The sequence below is a fragment of the Luteimonas sp. BLCC-B24 genome (assembly GCF_028550595.1).
Classification (GTDB): Bacteria; Pseudomonadota; Gammaproteobacteria; order Xanthomonadales; family Xanthomonadaceae; genus Luteimonas.
Window position 1 is genome coordinate 53,845 of record NZ_JAQQGN010000008.1, and the last position, 15,894, is coordinate 69,738.

The 15,894-nt window shown below is 70.3% G+C and carries 9 protein-coding genes; 5 read left to right on the top strand and 4 right to left on the bottom strand.

Going from position 1 to position 15,894, the window contains the following annotated elements; genetic code table 11:
* Positions 1–33 precede the first annotated feature (33 nt).
* Positions 34–1,584 (bottom strand): calcineurin-like phosphoesterase C-terminal domain-containing protein, encoded by a 1,551-nt coding sequence (locus tag PQS31_RS14580; RefSeq protein ID WP_272763476.1) that lies wholly within the window; start codon positions 1,582–1,584, stop codon positions 34–36.
* A gap of 205 nt (positions 1,585–1,789) precedes the next feature.
* Here PQS31_RS14580 and PQS31_RS14585 point away from each other — a divergent pair, with 205 nt between their 5' ends.
* Positions 1,790–3,580, top strand: a complete 1,791-nt coding sequence (locus PQS31_RS14585; protein WP_272763478.1) for a diguanylate cyclase — start codon at positions 1,790–1,792, stop codon at positions 3,578–3,580.
* Positions 3,581–3,614: 34 nt separating this feature from the next.
* On the opposite strand, the gene PQS31_RS14590 is transcribed toward PQS31_RS14585, so the two are convergent.
* Positions 3,615–6,449 carry an EAL domain-containing protein gene (locus PQS31_RS14590; protein WP_272763479.1) on the bottom strand — a complete coding sequence of 945 codons (2,835 nt, stop codon included), beginning with the start codon at positions 6,447–6,449 and terminating at the stop codon, positions 3,615–3,617.
* Between the two features lie 238 nt (positions 6,450–6,687).
* On the opposite strand from PQS31_RS14590, the gene PQS31_RS14595 reads away from it, so the two are divergent.
* Genes PQS31_RS14595 through PQS31_RS14610 form a run of 4 tightly spaced genes read left to right on the top strand, consistent with a single transcriptional unit; the run spans position 6,688 to position 10,523 of the window.
* On the top strand, positions 6,688–7,254 hold the full coding sequence (locus PQS31_RS14595) for an RNA polymerase sigma factor (protein ID WP_272763480.1): 567 nt from the start codon (positions 6,688–6,690) through the stop codon (positions 7,252–7,254).
* A complete protein-coding gene (locus tag PQS31_RS14600) occupies positions 7,251–8,138 on the top strand; it encodes a hypothetical protein (protein WP_272763481.1) in 888 nt (295 codons plus the stop codon). Before PQS31_RS14595 ends, PQS31_RS14600 begins: the two co-directional genes overlap by 4 nt.
* Before the next feature lie 7 nt (positions 8,139–8,145).
* Entirely contained in the window at positions 8,146–8,748 is a 603-nt protein-coding gene (locus tag PQS31_RS14605) for a YigZ family protein (RefSeq protein ID WP_272763482.1), read from the top strand.
* Positions 8,748–10,523, top strand: a complete 1,776-nt coding sequence (locus tag PQS31_RS14610; RefSeq protein ID WP_272763483.1) for an ABC transporter transmembrane domain-containing protein — start codon at positions 8,748–8,750, stop codon at positions 10,521–10,523. The genes PQS31_RS14605 and PQS31_RS14610 overlap by 1 nt, the downstream gene beginning before the upstream one ends.
* Before the next feature lie 801 nt (positions 10,524–11,324).
* On the opposite strand, the gene PQS31_RS14615 is transcribed toward PQS31_RS14610, so the two are convergent.
* Together PQS31_RS14615 and PQS31_RS14620 are read right to left on the bottom strand one after the other, a co-directional pair.
* Positions 11,325–12,572, bottom strand: a complete 1,248-nt coding sequence (locus PQS31_RS14615; RefSeq protein WP_272763484.1) for an NAD(P)/FAD-dependent oxidoreductase — start codon at positions 12,570–12,572, stop codon at positions 11,325–11,327.
* A 127-nt stretch (positions 12,573–12,699) separates the two neighbouring features.
* Positions 12,700–15,891: a multidrug efflux RND transporter permease subunit gene (locus PQS31_RS14620; protein WP_272763485.1), complete on the bottom strand. Its 3,192-nt coding sequence runs from the start codon at positions 15,889–15,891 to the stop codon at positions 12,700–12,702.
* Between the last annotated feature and the right edge of the window lie 3 nt (positions 15,892–15,894).

Here is a 15,894-nt window from a genome sequence, read left to right on the forward strand (position 1 = left end):
GGCGAGCCGCAGCGACGGGCCGCCCTCGGCACGTCAGTCTGCGGACCAGGCCTCCAGCCGATACGCCGTCGATGCGCGGCGCTCCCCGTGCCACGGGTCGAACACGCGCACCTCGACCGCATGGGCACCGAGCGGCAGGTCGGTCGGCAGCGCGCCGCGCCACAGATGACTGGACAGATCGGCTTCGGGAGACCGGTCGAATCCGCGCAGCTCGGGCGTGGTGTCGTCACGGACGTTCTCGATCACCAGTCCCGGATCGGCGCGGTCCACCCGCCGCATCGGCCGCCAGTCGCCGTCGCCGACGCGGTACTCCACGCGTGTATCGGCCTGCCCCATGAACACGTTGGCGTAGACCCCCCAGGCCGGGTACGCGCCCTGTCGCAGCACGCGGGGTGCGTGCAGGGCCATCGCCTCCGTCGTCGCCGGGTCGTCGTCGCGCCGGGCGGGATGCCAGTCGAGTCGGTAAGCGGGGCCGGACTCGACCCGGAGACTCGCGAACCCGTGCGGCGTGCCGTCGGCCATGGTCGCGGCCGGAATCCCGTCGGCATCCGGCGCGCCGCTCCAGAACGCGCCGCTGGCCGCGCCCACGTTGTACTCGTGCAACGGCGTCGCCCCGTGCCAGCCGCTGTCGGGGCCGTGATGCACGTGGCGCTGCGTGTGCCGGTGGCCACTGAGCAGCAGCACGTGCGGAAACCGCGCCAGCAGCGCGAACAAACGCGCGCGGTCGGCGCTGCGCACGGTCTCGGCCGCGCCCTCGGCCGCGGTGTCGAACCAGGGGATGTGGGCACCCACCACCAGCAGGCGATCGGTCGGCGCCCCGGCGAGATAGGCCTCGACGAACGCGAACTGGTCCTCGCGCAGACCGCCCACGTAGGCAGGCCGCGCGCCGGGCTGGTAGATCACGTTGTCCAGCATCAGCACGCTGGCCTGCGCCTCTTCCCAGGCATAGGTCTCGGGCCCGTAGACGGCGCGGTAGGACGCCGTCGACGCGGGATCATCGCCGGCCTCGAAATCCAGATCGTGATTGCCCGGCAGATGCAGCCACGGCACGTCGAGCTGCGCGGTCGCACGATTGATCGCGGGATACAGCGCCGGCACGTCGTTGCCGATATCGCCAAGGGTCAGGCCCAGCGATGCTGGCACGTCGCGCGCCCGCGCGACCACGGAACGTTCGTAGTAGCCGACCTCGGCCTCGCGTCCGGCCTGGGGGTCGGCGAACACCAGCACGTCCAGCGCGGCCTCCGGCGTCCGCGGCTGCAGGGCGAACGTACACGCGTCGCCGCGCGCACCGGCGGCCCGCCAGAAGCGCGGCACCGCGCCGTCGCGCGCGACGCCGTAGCCCGCCGGCTTGATGACGAAAACCACGGCGCGACCATCGAGACCGGAAAAGCGCCCGTCTGCACCGGTGTCGACGATGCGCCGGCCATCCGATACCCGGATGCCGGCGAGCCCCGGTTCGCCCGCGTCCTGGCGCCCGTCGCCGTTGCGATCCTCGAACACACGGCCGCGGTCGCAGGCGAGCAGCGGGCCGGCGGACACGAGGAGCGGAATCAGCAGGCACAGGGCGCGGCGTGACGGAGGCATGGGGCATCGACCGGACAGAACGACGGAGCGCGGATTATGCCCTCGGGTGATTTCAGCTGGCCGCTGCCGTACGCTGGCTGCGTTCGCTAGTGACCGATGGACAGGTCGCGGTCAGATGTCGAAACGCGTGCGCAACAGGGAATCGCCACAAGGGGCAACAGGGATGGGGACAGGCAGCATCGGAACCCGCCGCCGTGGGTGGCGCATGGCGGCCGGCCTGCTGCTCGCCTGTCTGTCGCTGCTCGCGTCCGCCGCGCCGCCCGACGTCGAACTGTTGCCGGGCGTGGGCACCGTCGCGCTCGGCCCGCATGCGCGCTATCACCACGACGTCGGCGGCGACGAACACGCCGAAGCCCTGTGGACCCGCGTCGCGGACGAGGCGCTCGCGCCCCTGCCCGACGGCAACGGCGCCTTCGGCTTCCAGTCCGGCGCGTTCTGGTTCCACGTGCGCGTGGTCAACCGCGATCCGACGGAGACGCGCTGGCTGCTGGTGCAGGAGTACCCGCTCAGCGACCGGCTGGATGTCCACGTACGTCGTGCCGACGGCCACACGTCGGTCCACGCCGGCGGCGACCATCGCCCCTTCAGTGCACGCAGCATCCGCTACCGGCATCCGAACTTCGCGCTGGACCTGCCCGTCGATGTGCCGGTGGACCTGCTCGTGCGGGTGGAGAGCCAGAGTTCGATGCAGGTGCCGCTGCAGCTCTCCACACCGGCGGCCTTCACCGAAGTCTCGCGCGATGCGCAGTTCGCGATCGGCCTGTACTACGGCATCCTGCTCGCGCTGTTCTTCTACAACCTCGTGTTGTGGCTGTGGCTGCACGATGCGAGCTACTTCTGGTATCTGTGCCACATCACCGCGTTCGGGCTGGTGCTGTTCACGCTCAACGGGCTGGGCTTCGAATACCTGTGGCCCCGGTCACCGTGGCTGGCCGACCACATGGTGCCGATCTCGATCTGCCTGGCACTGATCGCGATGCTGCAGTTCTCGCGCACCTTTCTCGAGCTGCCACGCCGCTGGCCGGCCGGCAACCGCCTGCTGCAGGCGTTGATCGTGTTCTTCGTCCTGCTGGGCATCGCGTCGTTCTGGCTGCCGCTGCGGATCTCCACGCCGCTGGCCTCGCGTGCCGTGCTGATCGGCGTGGTCGGCATCGTCATCGCCACCGTCGTCGTGCTGCGTCGCGGCTACACGCCGGCCAAGCTGTTGCTGCTGGCCTGGTCGGCCTTCCTGCTCGGCACCGCGGCGTTCACTCTGCTGGCATTCGGCGTACTGCCCAAGGTGTTTCTCACCGAGTACGGCGTGCAGATCGGCTCCGCGCTGGAGATGCTGCTGCTGTCGATCGCGCTCGGCCATCGCTACGCGGCGCTGCGCAACGAGAACCAGCGCATCGTCGCCGAGACCAACCAGCGGCTCGAGCGCAAGGTCGCGCAGCGCACCCAGGAGGTGCGCAGCGCACTGTTGCGCCTCGAGGATGCGCATGCACGCCTGCGCGACTCGAGCCGGCGCGACGGACTGACGGGGCTCTACAACCGGGCCTGGTTCCAGGAGGCCTTCGCCGCGCTGTCGGAACAGGCGCGGTCCGCCGGCACGCCACTGGCGCTGATGATGATCGACCTCGACCACTTCAAGGCGATCAACGATCGCCACGGCCATTTCGCCGGCGACGACTGCCTGCGCTGGGCGGCCCACCGCATCGGCCGGACCCTGCGTCCGCACGACGCCCTGCTCGCCCGCTTCGGCGGCGAGGAGTTCGTGGCCGCGTTGCCGGGTGAGGACCTGGACGGCGCGGTGGCGATCGCCGAGCGGATCCGCCGCGCGCTGAACGAGGAGCCCTGCGTTTCGGGCGATCTGCGCATCCACGTCACCGCCAGCATCGGCGTGCACGTGATGGCGCCCGCGCACGGCGAGCGCATCGAGGTCGCATTCGCGGTGGCCGATCGCGCGCTCTATGTCGCCAAGGCCAACGGCCGCGATTGCGTCGAGGTCGCGGCCTGACCCGCGCGCCGGGCGCTGGTGACGCGGCGCTCACTCAGTCCGCAGGGTGCGCCACCGGGTCAGGCGCCGGACGTCCGTAGAAAAACCCCTGCGCGTACTGGCAGCCGAGTCCGTCGAGCAGTTCCCGCTGCTGCTGGGTTTCCACGCCTTCGGCAATCGTGTCGATGCCCAGCGTTCCGGCCAGGGCGAGGATCGCGCGCACCAGCGCCAGGCTCTCGGCGTGCATGCCGCTGCCGAGGCCCTGCACGAAGCTCTGGTCGATCTTCAGCGCCTGGATCGGAAACCGGTGCAGGTAGGACAGCGCGGAGAACCCCGTCCCGAAGTCATCCAGCAACGCCGTCACCCCGTGGCCGCGCAGGGTTTCCAGCATGCGCAGCGCGCGCGGCGCATCGTCGAGCAGCGCCACCTCGGTGATCTCGATGCGCAGCCGGCGCGGATCGGCGCCGGCGTCGTCGACCAGCGCGAGCAGCCGCTCGACGAAGTCGTCGGAGCGGAAGTGGCGCGGCGAGACGTTGATCGAGACGTAACCGCTGCTCGCATCGCCGGCCATGCGCCGGACCACTTTGCGGTACATCAGCCAGTCGACCTGCTCGATCAGGCCACTGTCCTCGCCGACACCGATGAACTCGGTCGGCGGCAGGATGCCGTGCACCTCGTGGCGCCAGCGCAGCAGCGCCTCGTGGCCGACCACGGCGCCGTCGGCCAGGCGCACGATCGGCTGGAACACCGGTTCGAACGCGTCCTGCAGGATCGCCCGGCGCAGATCGGCTTCGAGATCCAGCAGGCGCGTCGCCTCGGCGCGCATCGCCTCGTCGAAGCGTTCGCTGCGATCGCGGCCGCAGGCCTTGGCGCGGTACATCGCCGCATCGGCGTCGCGCAGCAGGCCGTGGCCGTCGACGTAATCGGGATGCGACATCGCGATGCCGATGCTGGCCGACGGGTACAGCTCACGCCCGGCCACCCAGATCGGCCGCGCCAGCGCTGCGAGCAAGGCGTCGGCGGTCGCTTCGGCGATCCCCGGATCGTCGACTCCCCCGAGCATGACGGCGAACTCGTCCCCCCCGAGCCGGGCGACGAGATCCTGCGGACCGAGCATGGCCGAGATCCGCTGCCCGATCTCGACCAGCATCGCATCGCCGGCCGCATGCCCGACGCTGTCGTTGACCAGCTTGAAGCGGTCCAGATCGAGAAACAGCACCGCGAACGGCGCGCGCGCGCCCTCGGTGTCCGGCTGCAGCGCGCGGGTGAGCCGCTCGAGCAGTTGCAGCCGGTTGGGCAGACCGGTCAGCGGGTCGTGGCGCGCCTGGTGGACCAGCCGCTGCTGGGCCCGGACGCGCTCGCCGATCTGCGCCCGCAGTTCGCGATTGGCGTCCTCGAGTTCGCGGGTGCGCGCCTCCACGCGGAATTCCAGCTCCGCATGCGCGGCCTTCAGCGCGTCCTGCGCGCGCTTGCGCTCGAGCGCGCTGTCGATGTGATGGGCCACGAAGGTCAGCAGGGCCTGGTCGCTGGGTGCGAACCCGATCTCGGGGTCGTAACTCTGCACGGCGATCACGCCGACGGGCCGGTCGTCGCGCGTCAACGGCACGCCGAGCCAGCATTGCGCGCGCGAGCCGCGACTGCGCACGTCGCCCCGGGTTTCCAGCAGCAGGATGCTCTCGCGCCGCGCGAGCAGTGGCTGGCCGCTGGCGATGACGTATTCGGTCAGGCCGTCGGCCAGCGGCCGGGTGCGCCGCACGGCGTCGCGTTCGTCGACCGAATACGGAAACTCGAGATGCTGCCCGTCCGCGCTGAGCATTGCGATGTAGAAGTTCCGCGCATACAGCAGCTCGCCGACGATGGCGTGCAGGTCGGCGTAGAACCGCTCCAGACTGCCGGCCGCGATCGACAGCTCGCTGATCCGGTACAGCGCACGCTGCAGGGTCTCGGCGCGTGCCCGCTCGGCGATCTGTGCCTGCAGGCCGTAGTTGGCCTCCTGCAGTTCGAGGGTGCGCGAGGCGACCCGGCGTTCGAGCTCGGCCTGGGCCTGCTTGCGATCGAGCGCGGTGAGGATGTGCTGGGCGACGAACTCGAGCAACGCACGGTCGTCGTCGGTGTAGCGGCCGGGCAGGTCGTAACTCTGGACGACGATCGCGCCGCAGACATGGCCGTCGCGGCGCAGCGGCACGCCCAGCCAGTCCGCGCTGTCGGGGCCGTTCAAGAATTCGGCGTCGCGCACGCCGTGGCGCCGGCGCAGTTCGGCCGACGGTCCGAGCATCGGCTGGCCCTCGCGCAGCAGCGCGGTCGTCAGGCTGTGCGGCATCGTCTCGAGCGCCAGCTCCTCGTCCGGATCCGCCGTCCACGGGTCGCGCTCGTCGACGAAATACAGGAAGCGCATCGTGTCGCGCAGATCGTCGTAGAGCACGATGTAGAAGTTCTCGGCCGTGGTCAGGCCGCCGACCACGCGGTGGATGCGGCGCAGCACCTCGTCCATTTCCAGCGTGGAACCGGCGAGATCGGCGATCTCGTAGAGCGCCTGCTGCAGGCGCTCGGAGCGACGCAGCTGGTCGAGGCGCAATTCCGCATGCAGCGTGTCCATGGCGCTGGCGGCCGCGTGCAGGACGAGCGCGAGCCAGGCCGCCTCCGCGGCGCCTTCGGCCGGCGCGTCGAGCGCGGCCGCCAGATACAGATCGTCCCGGCGCAGCACGCGCAGGCCGGGCGTGGCGTCGTCGCCCGCGGCCTCGTCGTCCGCGGACGCGACGCGCGCGTGCAGCGCGGGCGTGGCGGCCGCCGTGCCCAATGTGCCGCAGCCCAGCAGGGCGCATCGCCAGTACAGCGCCGCGGCGACGCCGGAGGGCGCAGTCTCGACGATCGGGCGCAGACGCGCGTCCACGTCGACGGGCGACTGCCGGACAGCCGTCGATAGGCGATGACGTGCGGACACGATATTCCCGGATCTCCCTTCCCCCGCGGCAGCATACCCAAATCCGGCACCCGCGCCGCGGCCGCGACCCCGTTCGCGCCGCCCGGACGTTGACCCGGACATGTCTGCGTCCGCGCCCCTGCCCCGGGTTCACCGAGCCCCCGAACGCGTCTTCCCGGCGCTCCGGCCAGCACGTACCCTGCCCGCCATGGACGATTCCGCCAGCGCACAGGCAACTCCCGGCGACGATGCCTTGATGCTGGCCTTCGCCGCGGGCGATGCAGCGGCGTTCGAGGTCCTGTACCACCGGCATCGCGACCGGCTCTACCGTTTCCTGGTGCACCAGTTGCGCAGCCCCGCGCTCGCCGACGATGTCTTCCAGGACGTCTGGCAACGCGTGATCGCCTCGCGTGAGAGCTGGCGTCCGGACGCACTGTTCACGACCTGGCTCTACCGCATCGCCCACAATCGCCTGGCCGATCACTGGCGCGCAGCGCGTCATCGCCCACCCGCACCGGACGATGCCGATGCCCGCACCGCGGCGATCGTCGATCCGGACACGCCCGAGCGTCAGGCGGATGCGTTCGAACAACGTCGACGCCTGCACCGCGCCCTCGACGCCCTGCCGGACGAACAGCGGGAAGTCGTGCTGCTTCGCCTCGAACAGGCGCTCTCGCTGGAGGAGATCGGCGAGATCACCGGCGCCGGGCGCGAGACCGTCAAATCGCGCCTGCGCTACGCCATGGACAAACTTCGCGCGATGCTGAACCCATGAGTCACCGTTCCCACACGCCTCTGGACTCCGACGAGCGCGCCCTCGCCGCGCGGCTGGCGGCCGACGCGACGGCGTCGCCGTCGCCGGCGGTCGATGCGTCGATCCTCGCGGCGGCACGGGCCGCGGTCGCACCCGAGACCGGCCCGCGCCCCGCAGTGGCCGATGTCGCGCCGCGGGCTGCGTCGTCGCAGCGGCGTCCGCATCGACGCTGGCCCGTCGGCGCCGGCGTGGCGGCGGCGCTGCTGGTCGCCGTCGGTGTCGCCTGGCAGCTGCGTCCCGCGCCGGACACGCGGCCGGAGCCGTGGTCGGAAGATCCGGCCCCTGCAGCCGCCCGCATCGCGCCGGCCCCGGCGGCAGATGTGCCCGCCTTCGCCGAGCCCGGCGCCGATCACTCCCCCACCTTCGACACCGCGTCGGTGGAATCGCCGGCAGCCGCGCCGCCGGGCGGCGCCGAAGCGGATGACGGGCACGCGCTCACCAGGGCCGCCGCCCCTGCACCGGCGCAGGCCGCGACGCAGGCGGATTCCGTGCCCGCCGCCGAGACTGCGCGCGTGACCGCATCCGGCGCCGATCCGGTTCCCGCGCCACCCGTGTCCGCCCGGGCGGACGCGGCGCCCGAGGCCGCGAGCGCCGCGCCCGCCGCGCCGCGCAGCGAGGCGACCCTGCGCCGCGCCGCGCCGTTGCACGAGGTCCACGACGCCCCCGATCACGACGAGCCGCCGGCCACAGCCGATTCGCCCCAGGTGCGCGCCGCATGGCTGGACCGCGTGCGCGAACTCCTCGACACCGGCGACATCGCCGCGGCGCGTGCCAGCCTGGCCGAGTTCCACCGCCGCCATCCGGACGCGGACCTGCCGCCCGACCTGCGCGCGCTGCTGGATTGACGCGCCCGTGCCGCTGGACACCCTGGCCGCGCCGGCCAGCCACATGCTCGAGATCAAGCACAGCCGCTTCGTCGCGCATGCCGCGCCGGTCGAGCACGAGGACGGCGCACTGGCGTTCCTCCGCGATGTCCACGTCGCGGACGCCACCCACAACTGCTGGGCATGGCGGGTCGGCGACCAGTACCGCTCGAGCGACGACGGCGAACCGGCCGGCACCGCGGGCCGGCCGATCCTCGCCGCGATCGACGGCCAGGGCTTCGATCGCATCGCCGTCGTCGTCGTGCGCTGGTACGGCGGCGTCAAACTCGGCGCGGGCGGCCTGGTGCGGGCCTACGGCGGCTGCGCGGCCGAGTGTCTGCGCACCGCCACGCGTCGGCCGTTGATCGAACTGGCGCGCCTCACGTTGCGCGCCCCCTTCGATGCGCTCGGCAGCGTGCACACCGCGTTCGCCGCGCTGCACGTGCGCAAACTCTCGGAGACCTTCGACGCCCGCGGCGCCGTGCTGGACATCGAACTGCCGCGCACGGACGTGGCGGACTTGAAAACGCGCCTGCGCGATGCCACTCGTGACCGGGTCGAGTTCGCTCCCGCCGCGGACGATGCCCCCTGATGGCCTTCCGATCTCCGCGTGCCCCCGATGCCGGTCAAGCCAAGGCGCCCGTCACCGCACTGAAGATGTTGTGGCCGTTCGTGATGCGCCAGCGCGGGCTGTTCGCCGCCTGGCTGATCGCGCTCGCGTTGTCGTCGGTGGCCACGCTGAGCCTGCCCGTCGCGGTGCGCGGCATGATCGACCAGGGTTTCGCCGATCCGGCGCGCATCGATGCGACCTTCGCCGTGCTGCTGCTGGTGGCGGTCGCGCTGGCGCTGTTCACCGCGGCGCGCTTCTTCTTCGTGTCGCTGCTGGGCGAACGTGTGGTGGCCGATCTGCGCACGCGGCTCTACGCGCATCTGCTCGACCTCGACCAGGCGTTCTTCGAGCGCAACCGCAGCGGCGATCTGGTCTCGCGCCTGAGCGCCGACACCGAACTGTTGCGCTCGGTGGTCGGCTCGACGATGTCGGTCGCACTGCGCAGCACGGTGATGGTACTGGGCAGCATGGCGATGCTGGTGGTCACCAGCCCGCGCCTGGCCGCCTTCACGCTGATCGGCATTCCGCTGTTCGTCCTGCCGCTGGTGCTGGGCGGCCGGCGCCTGGAGAAGATCTCGCGCCAGAGCCAGGACCGCATCGCGGATGCGAACGCGCTGGCCAACGAAACGCTGGGCGCCATCCGCACGGTGCAGGCGCACGCGCGCGAGCCCTACGAGCGTGACCGCTTCGGCGGTGCGGTCGCGGTGTCGGTGGCCACCGCGCGCCGGCGGATCGGCCTGCAGGCCATCATCACCGCGGTGGCGATCACGCTGATCTTCGGCGCGGTGACGGCCGTGTTGTGGTCGGGCGCGCACGACGTGATCAGCGGCGACATGACCGCCGGCACGCTGGGCCAGTTCGTGCTCTACGCGCTGTTCGGCGCCGGCTCGGTCGGCGCGCTGGCCGAGGTGTGGAACGAACTGCAGCGCGCGGCCGGCGGCATGGGCCGGATCTCCGAACTGCTGGTCGAAACGCCCGGCATTCGCGGCCCCTCGCAGCCCGGCACCGCGCTGGCGAAAGCCCGCGGCTCCCTGGCCTTCGAGGACGTCACTTTCCATTACCCCACGCGTCCCGACAGCCCGGCGCTGGATGGTTTCACCCTGCACGTCGCGCCCGGCGAGACGGTGGCGCTGGTCGGGCCGTCGGGCGCGGGCAAGAGCACGGTGCTGTCGCTGCTGCTGCGCTTCCACGACCCCGAACAGGGCGCCGTGGCGATCGACGGCATCGACCTGCGCTCGCTGCCCCCGGACGAGGTGCGTGCGCAGATCGCACTGGTCGCGCAGCAGCCGACCATCTTCGCGACCACGGCGCGCGACAACATCCGCTACGGCCGGCTCGACGCCAGCGACGCCGAAGTCGAAGCCGCCGCGCGGGCCGCGGAGGCGCATGCGTTTCTCGCTGCGCTCCCCGAGGGTTACGACGCGCAGCTCGGCGAACGCGGCGCCCGCCTGTCCGGCGGCCAGCAGCAGCGCATCGCGATCGCGCGGGCGCTGCTGCGCGACGCACCGATCCTGTTGCTCGACGAGGCCACCTCCGCGCTCGATGCCCAGAGCGAACACGCCGTGCAGCAGGCGCTGGCGCGACTGATGGAGGGACGCACCACGCTGGTGATCGCGCACCGTCTGGCGACCGTACTCAAGGCCGACCGTATCGTGGTGATGGATGCCGGCCGCATCATCGCGCAAGGCACGCACGCCGAACTGATCGCACAGGGCGGGCTCTACGCGGAACTCGCGCGGTTGCAGTTCATCGACTGAGCCTGCGTCGACCCTCGTAGGCGCGCGATGGGCGCTGTGGGCGACGCCGCTTCGCGCGCAAGCGCGCTCCTACACGTTGTCCTGGTCTTGGTCTTAGTTTTGGCTTTGGCTTTGGCTTTGGCGTTTGATTTGAATCGAGCCGTAAAGCGAGCCGAGCATCGCAGGGCGGCGGGGTCGAAGAGCAGCCCATGTCTGAGCGCAGCGAGTTTGGGCTGCGTGCCCCGCTACCCGAGAAGCGCAGGGAACCGCCGCGGCTGTATCGCGGCGGATCGCGTCCGGCGAAGGGACCTTTTGGTTCCTTTTGGGTCCATCCAAAAAGGGACTCGCACGCGCAGCGGGCGAAAGCCCTGCACTTGCTTTCGCTTCTTCGCTCGTCGCTTTGCGACTTTGATATTCGAAGCAAAAGATCAACCGCAGGAGCGAAGATCAAAGACAGGGCTTCCGCGCTGTCGCGCGGCTTACTTTTGTCTTGGCAAAAGTAAGCAAAACCGTCTTCGCCGGACGCGAGCCGATGCGATGAAGCCGCATCGGTTCCCTCCGCTCCTCGCCTGACGCGGCACGCAGCCCAAACTCGCTACGCTCAAACATGGGCTGCTCTTCGGCCACGCCAGGCTCCGGTGCTCGGCTCGCTTTACGGCTCTATTGAAGTCAAAAGCTGGAAGCCAAGGCCAGAGCCAGAGCCGAAGCGAACGCCGAAGCCGAAGCGGAAGCGGAAGCCGAAGCAAACGCCGAAGCCGAAAAACAAATCCAAAGCGGAAAGGCGGAAGCCTGAGCAACAACGAAAGCCAGGCAGAGGCGCGACTACTTCGTAGAAACCCCGGCCGTCCGAAACCCACCCAAGGCGTCCACAAACGCCGGCGCCAACGCCAGCGATCCGAACACGCCGTGCTGCGTGCCACTGAGCACCCGCAACATGTGCCCGCGCCCGCCCGGCAGACGGCCCATCGGTTGAAACGCGACATCGCGCGCCTTCGCGATCAGGTCGCGCTCGGACTGGAATACCGGCGTCAGCCAGCGGCTCCAGAACTGGTACATCGCGACGTGCCGGCGACGCACGCGGGCATACGTGGCCAACGCATCCGGAAGTGCTTCCGCGCGCAAGGCATCACGCAAGGCTTCGGCGTCGAGCAGGGCCATGTTGACGCCCTGTCCCAGCTGCGGGCTCATCGCGTGCGCAGCGTCACCGAGCAGCACCCAGCGGCCGCGGTGCCACTGGCCCAGCGAGACGTCGCGATACGTCGCGCCTGCCAGCTGGGCATGCGTGGTGGTCGTGGCGAGCAGCGCGGACGCTTCGGGCCAGAGGGACGTCACCGTGTCGCGCCAGTCCTCGAGCGCGGCTGCCTGCCAGCCGTCGAAGGCCGCGACCGGCAGGCTCCAGAAGAAGCTGAGCCGCGGCGTCGCGTCGCCCGGCCGCGTGCCGACGGGCAGCAGACCGATCATCCGGCGCGCGGCGACGTAGCGCTGGCGCAGTTCGGCGGGATGCGGCCAGTCGCGCGCGTCGAGCAGGCACCACAGCGCGCCCCACGGATACACCGCGTCGCGGCGCACGCGGCCGATCCGCGCGCGCAGACGTGAGGCCGCGCCGTCCGCCGCCAGGACCAGGTCGAACGGGCCGTACCGGGCACCACCGGTCGCGCGCAGCCAGCGATCGTCGGCGTCGTCCGGACCCTCGATGGTGACCCCGGCGTGCAACTGCACGGACTCGGCGCGCGCCTGATCGAGGATCGAGAACAGCGCGCCGCGCTGCATGCCGATGCCGCACAGGCGGGGGTCGAGACCCGCATAGCGCATGTCCATGACCGCACGGCCGCAAGGGGTGTCGCCGTAGAGCCGATCGACACGCGCGCCGTGCGACAGCACGGCGCCCAGCAATTCCATCCGCCACAGCACCTGCAGCCCGGTGGGCTGAAGCAGGAAACCGGCGCCGACCGGCCCCGGCTCGGGCGCGCGTTCGAAGACCTCGACCCGGTGTCCGTCGCGCGCGAGCAGCACGGCGGCGGCCTGGCCGGCCGTGCCGTAACCGACGATGGCGATACGCAGTGGCGTCATAGGGGCTCCCGGGCGGGGCGCCAGCATAGCGGCGATGCCGGGCGAGCCGCCGCGACCGGAGTGCGCGCCGCATGAAACGGGCCGCCCCGTGACCGGCGCGGCCCGCTTTACGTGGACGCGAGCGTGCTCAGTGCTGCGGACGCGCGTCCACCGCCGGCTCGCGGGGCGGCGCGTCGAGACCCAGCCGCGGATCCGGCCGGTCGAGCTTGTCACCCAGCATCCGTCGCACGATCACGAAGAACACCGGGATCATCAGCAGGCCCAGGAACGTCGCGAACAACATGCCGCCGATCACGCCGGTGGCGAGTGCGTGGCGGGCGTTCGCACCCGCACCGCTGGACAGCGCCATCGGCGTGACGCCCATGATGAAGGCGAACGAGGTCATCAGGATCGGCCGGAAACGCAGGTTCGCCGCCTCCACCGTGGCATCGCGCAGGGTCTTGCCCTCCTTGTACTGCTGCACGGCGAACTCGACGATCAGGATCGCGTTCTTCGCCGCCAGCCCGATCACCGTGACCATGCCGATCTTGAAGAAGATGTCGTTCGACAGACCCGGGCGCAGCATCGTGAAGAGCACCGCGCCGAGGATGCCCAGCGGCACCACCAGCAGCACCGCCACCGGGATCGACCAGCTCTCGTACAACGCCGCCAGACACAGGAACACCACCACCACCGACAGCACCAGCAGCAGCGTGGCCGCATTGCCGGCGATGATCTCCTGGTAGGACAGGCCCGCCCAGTCGTAGCCGAAGCCGGCCGGCAGATCGTTCTCCACGAACTGCTCCATCGCCGCCATCGCTTCGCCCGAACTGCGGCCCGGCGCCTGGGCGCCGACGATGTTCACCGCCGCATAGCCGTTGTACCGGGTCAGCGACGGCGTGCTGGCGCCCCACTCCGGGTTCACCACCGTGCTGAGCGGAATCATCGTCGGCGTGCCGTCGGCATTGGTCGACATCGCACTCGGGGTGTAGAAGCGGCCGATCGAGCCCGGATCGGTGCGGTACTGCGCGTCGGCCTGCATGTTGACGCGCTTGATGCGCCCTTCGGAGACGTAGTCGTTGACGTAGACCGGCGCCAGCATCAGCTGGATCGCGCTGTAGATGTCGGTCACCGACAGCCCCATCGACTGCGCCTGCACCCGGTCGACGTGCAGCCTGAGCTGGGGCGCATCCTCGAGCGTGTTCGGGCGCACGCCCTGCAGCACGTCCGGCTTCTGCGCGGCGAGGCCGAGCAGCTGGTTGCGCGCCTGCTGCAAGGCCGCGTGGCCGGCGCCGGTGCGGTCCTGCAGGTACATGTCGAAGCCGCCGAACTGGCCCAGTCCCTGCACCGTCGGCAGATTCACGACGAAGATCGTCGCGTCGCGGACGCCCTGCAGCGCGCCGTTGGCCTCGCCGAGGAAGCCGTTGATGTCGACGTCGCGCTCGGCCCAGTCCTTGAGCTTGATGAAGCCCATGCCGACGTTCTCGCCCTGGCCGACGAAGCTGAAACCGGCGACCTGCAGCATGCTCTCGTAGGCGGGGTTCTGTTCCAGGCGCGCGCGCACGTCCTCGAACACCGCGTTCGTGCGCTGCAGGGTGGACCCCGGCGGCAGCTGCACGATCGCCAGCGCGTAGCCCTGGTCTTCCTCGGGCAGGAAGCTGCCCGGCAGGCGCACGTAGAGGAACCCGCAGACGACCACCAGCACCACGAACACCGCCATCCAGCGTGGCGCATGCCGCACCGCGCTGCCGATGTGGCCGACATAGGTGCGGTTCACGCGTTCGTAGTATCTGTTGAACGTGCGCACCACCACGTTGTCGCGGCGTTCGCCCGGCGGTGCATGCTGCTTGAGGAAGGTCGCGCACAGCGCGGGCGTGAAGCCCAGTGCGAGGAACGCCGAGAACGCCATCGAGATCGCGATGGTGATCGCGAACTGCTTGTAGATCTCGCCCGAGGCCCCGCCCTGCAGCGCGCTGGGAATGAACACCGCCGCCAGCACGACGGTGATCGCGACCACCGCGCCGGTGATCTGCTCCATCGCCTTGATGGTCGCCTCGCGCGGCGGCAGATGCTCTTCGGCCATGATGCGCTCGACGTTCTCGATCACCACGATCGCGTCGTCGACCACGATGCCGATCGCCAGCACCATCGCGAACAGCGTGAGCTGGTTGACCGTGAAGCCGAGCAGGCTGAGGCCGAGGAACGTGCCCAGCAGCGCGATCGGAATGACCAGCGTGGGAATGATCGTCGCGCGCAGGTTCTGCAGGAACAGCAGCATCACCAGGAACACCAGGATCACCGCCTCGATCAGGGTCTTGACGACTTCCTGGATCGACAGCGTCACGAAGGTGGTGCTGTCGAACGGCGTGAACCACTCGATGTTGGAGGGAAACGAGGGCTGCAGCTCGTCCATGCGCGCGCGCACCGCCTCGGCCACGGTGAGGGCATTGGCGCCGGGCAGCAGCTGGATCGCGAACGCGCCGGTGGGCTGGCCGTTGTACTTGGTGTCGAAGCCGTAGCCGGACGCTCCGATCGCCACGCGCGCGACGTCCTTCAGGCGCACGGTGGCGCCGTCCTGATCGGCGCGCAGGATGATGTTCTCGAACTGCTCCGGCGTGCTGAAGCGCCCTTCGGCCGACACGGTGGCGGTGAAGCCCTGTCCCGCAGGCGCCGGGTCCGAGCCGATGGAGCCGGCGGCGAACTGCACGTTCTGGCCGCGCACCGCGGCCATCACCTGCGAGGCGGACATGCCGTAGCCCTGCAACTGGTCCGGATTGAGCCAGATGTTCATGGCGTACTCGGAACCGAACTGCTGGGTGCTGCCGACGCCCGGCACGCGCGCGATCTGCTCGAGCACGCGCGAGCCGATGAGGTCGTTGAGCTGGTTGCGGGTGACCGTGGGGTCGTCCGAGCGCAGGCCCACGACCATCAGGAAGCCGGCATTGGCCTTGGCGACGACGACGCCCTGCTGCACGACTTCACTGGGCAGGCGCGGCGTGGCCAGCGAGACCTTGTTCTGCACCTGCACCTGGGCGATGTCGGCGTCGGTACCGGTCTCGAACGTCAGAGTGACACTGGCGCGACCCGACGAACTGGAGGTCGAGCTGAAATACAGCAGGTTGTCGATGCCGGTGAGCTGCTGCTCGATGACCTGGGTGACCGCACGTTCGGTGGTGTCGGCGCTGGCGCCGGGATAGGTCGCCGAGACGGTGACCTGCGGCGGTGCGACGCTCGGGTAGGACTCCACGCCCATGTTCAGCAGCGCGATCACGCCCGAAAGCGAGATCAGAATGGAGACGACCCAGGCGAAGACCGGGTGGTTGATGAAGAACTTGGGCATGAC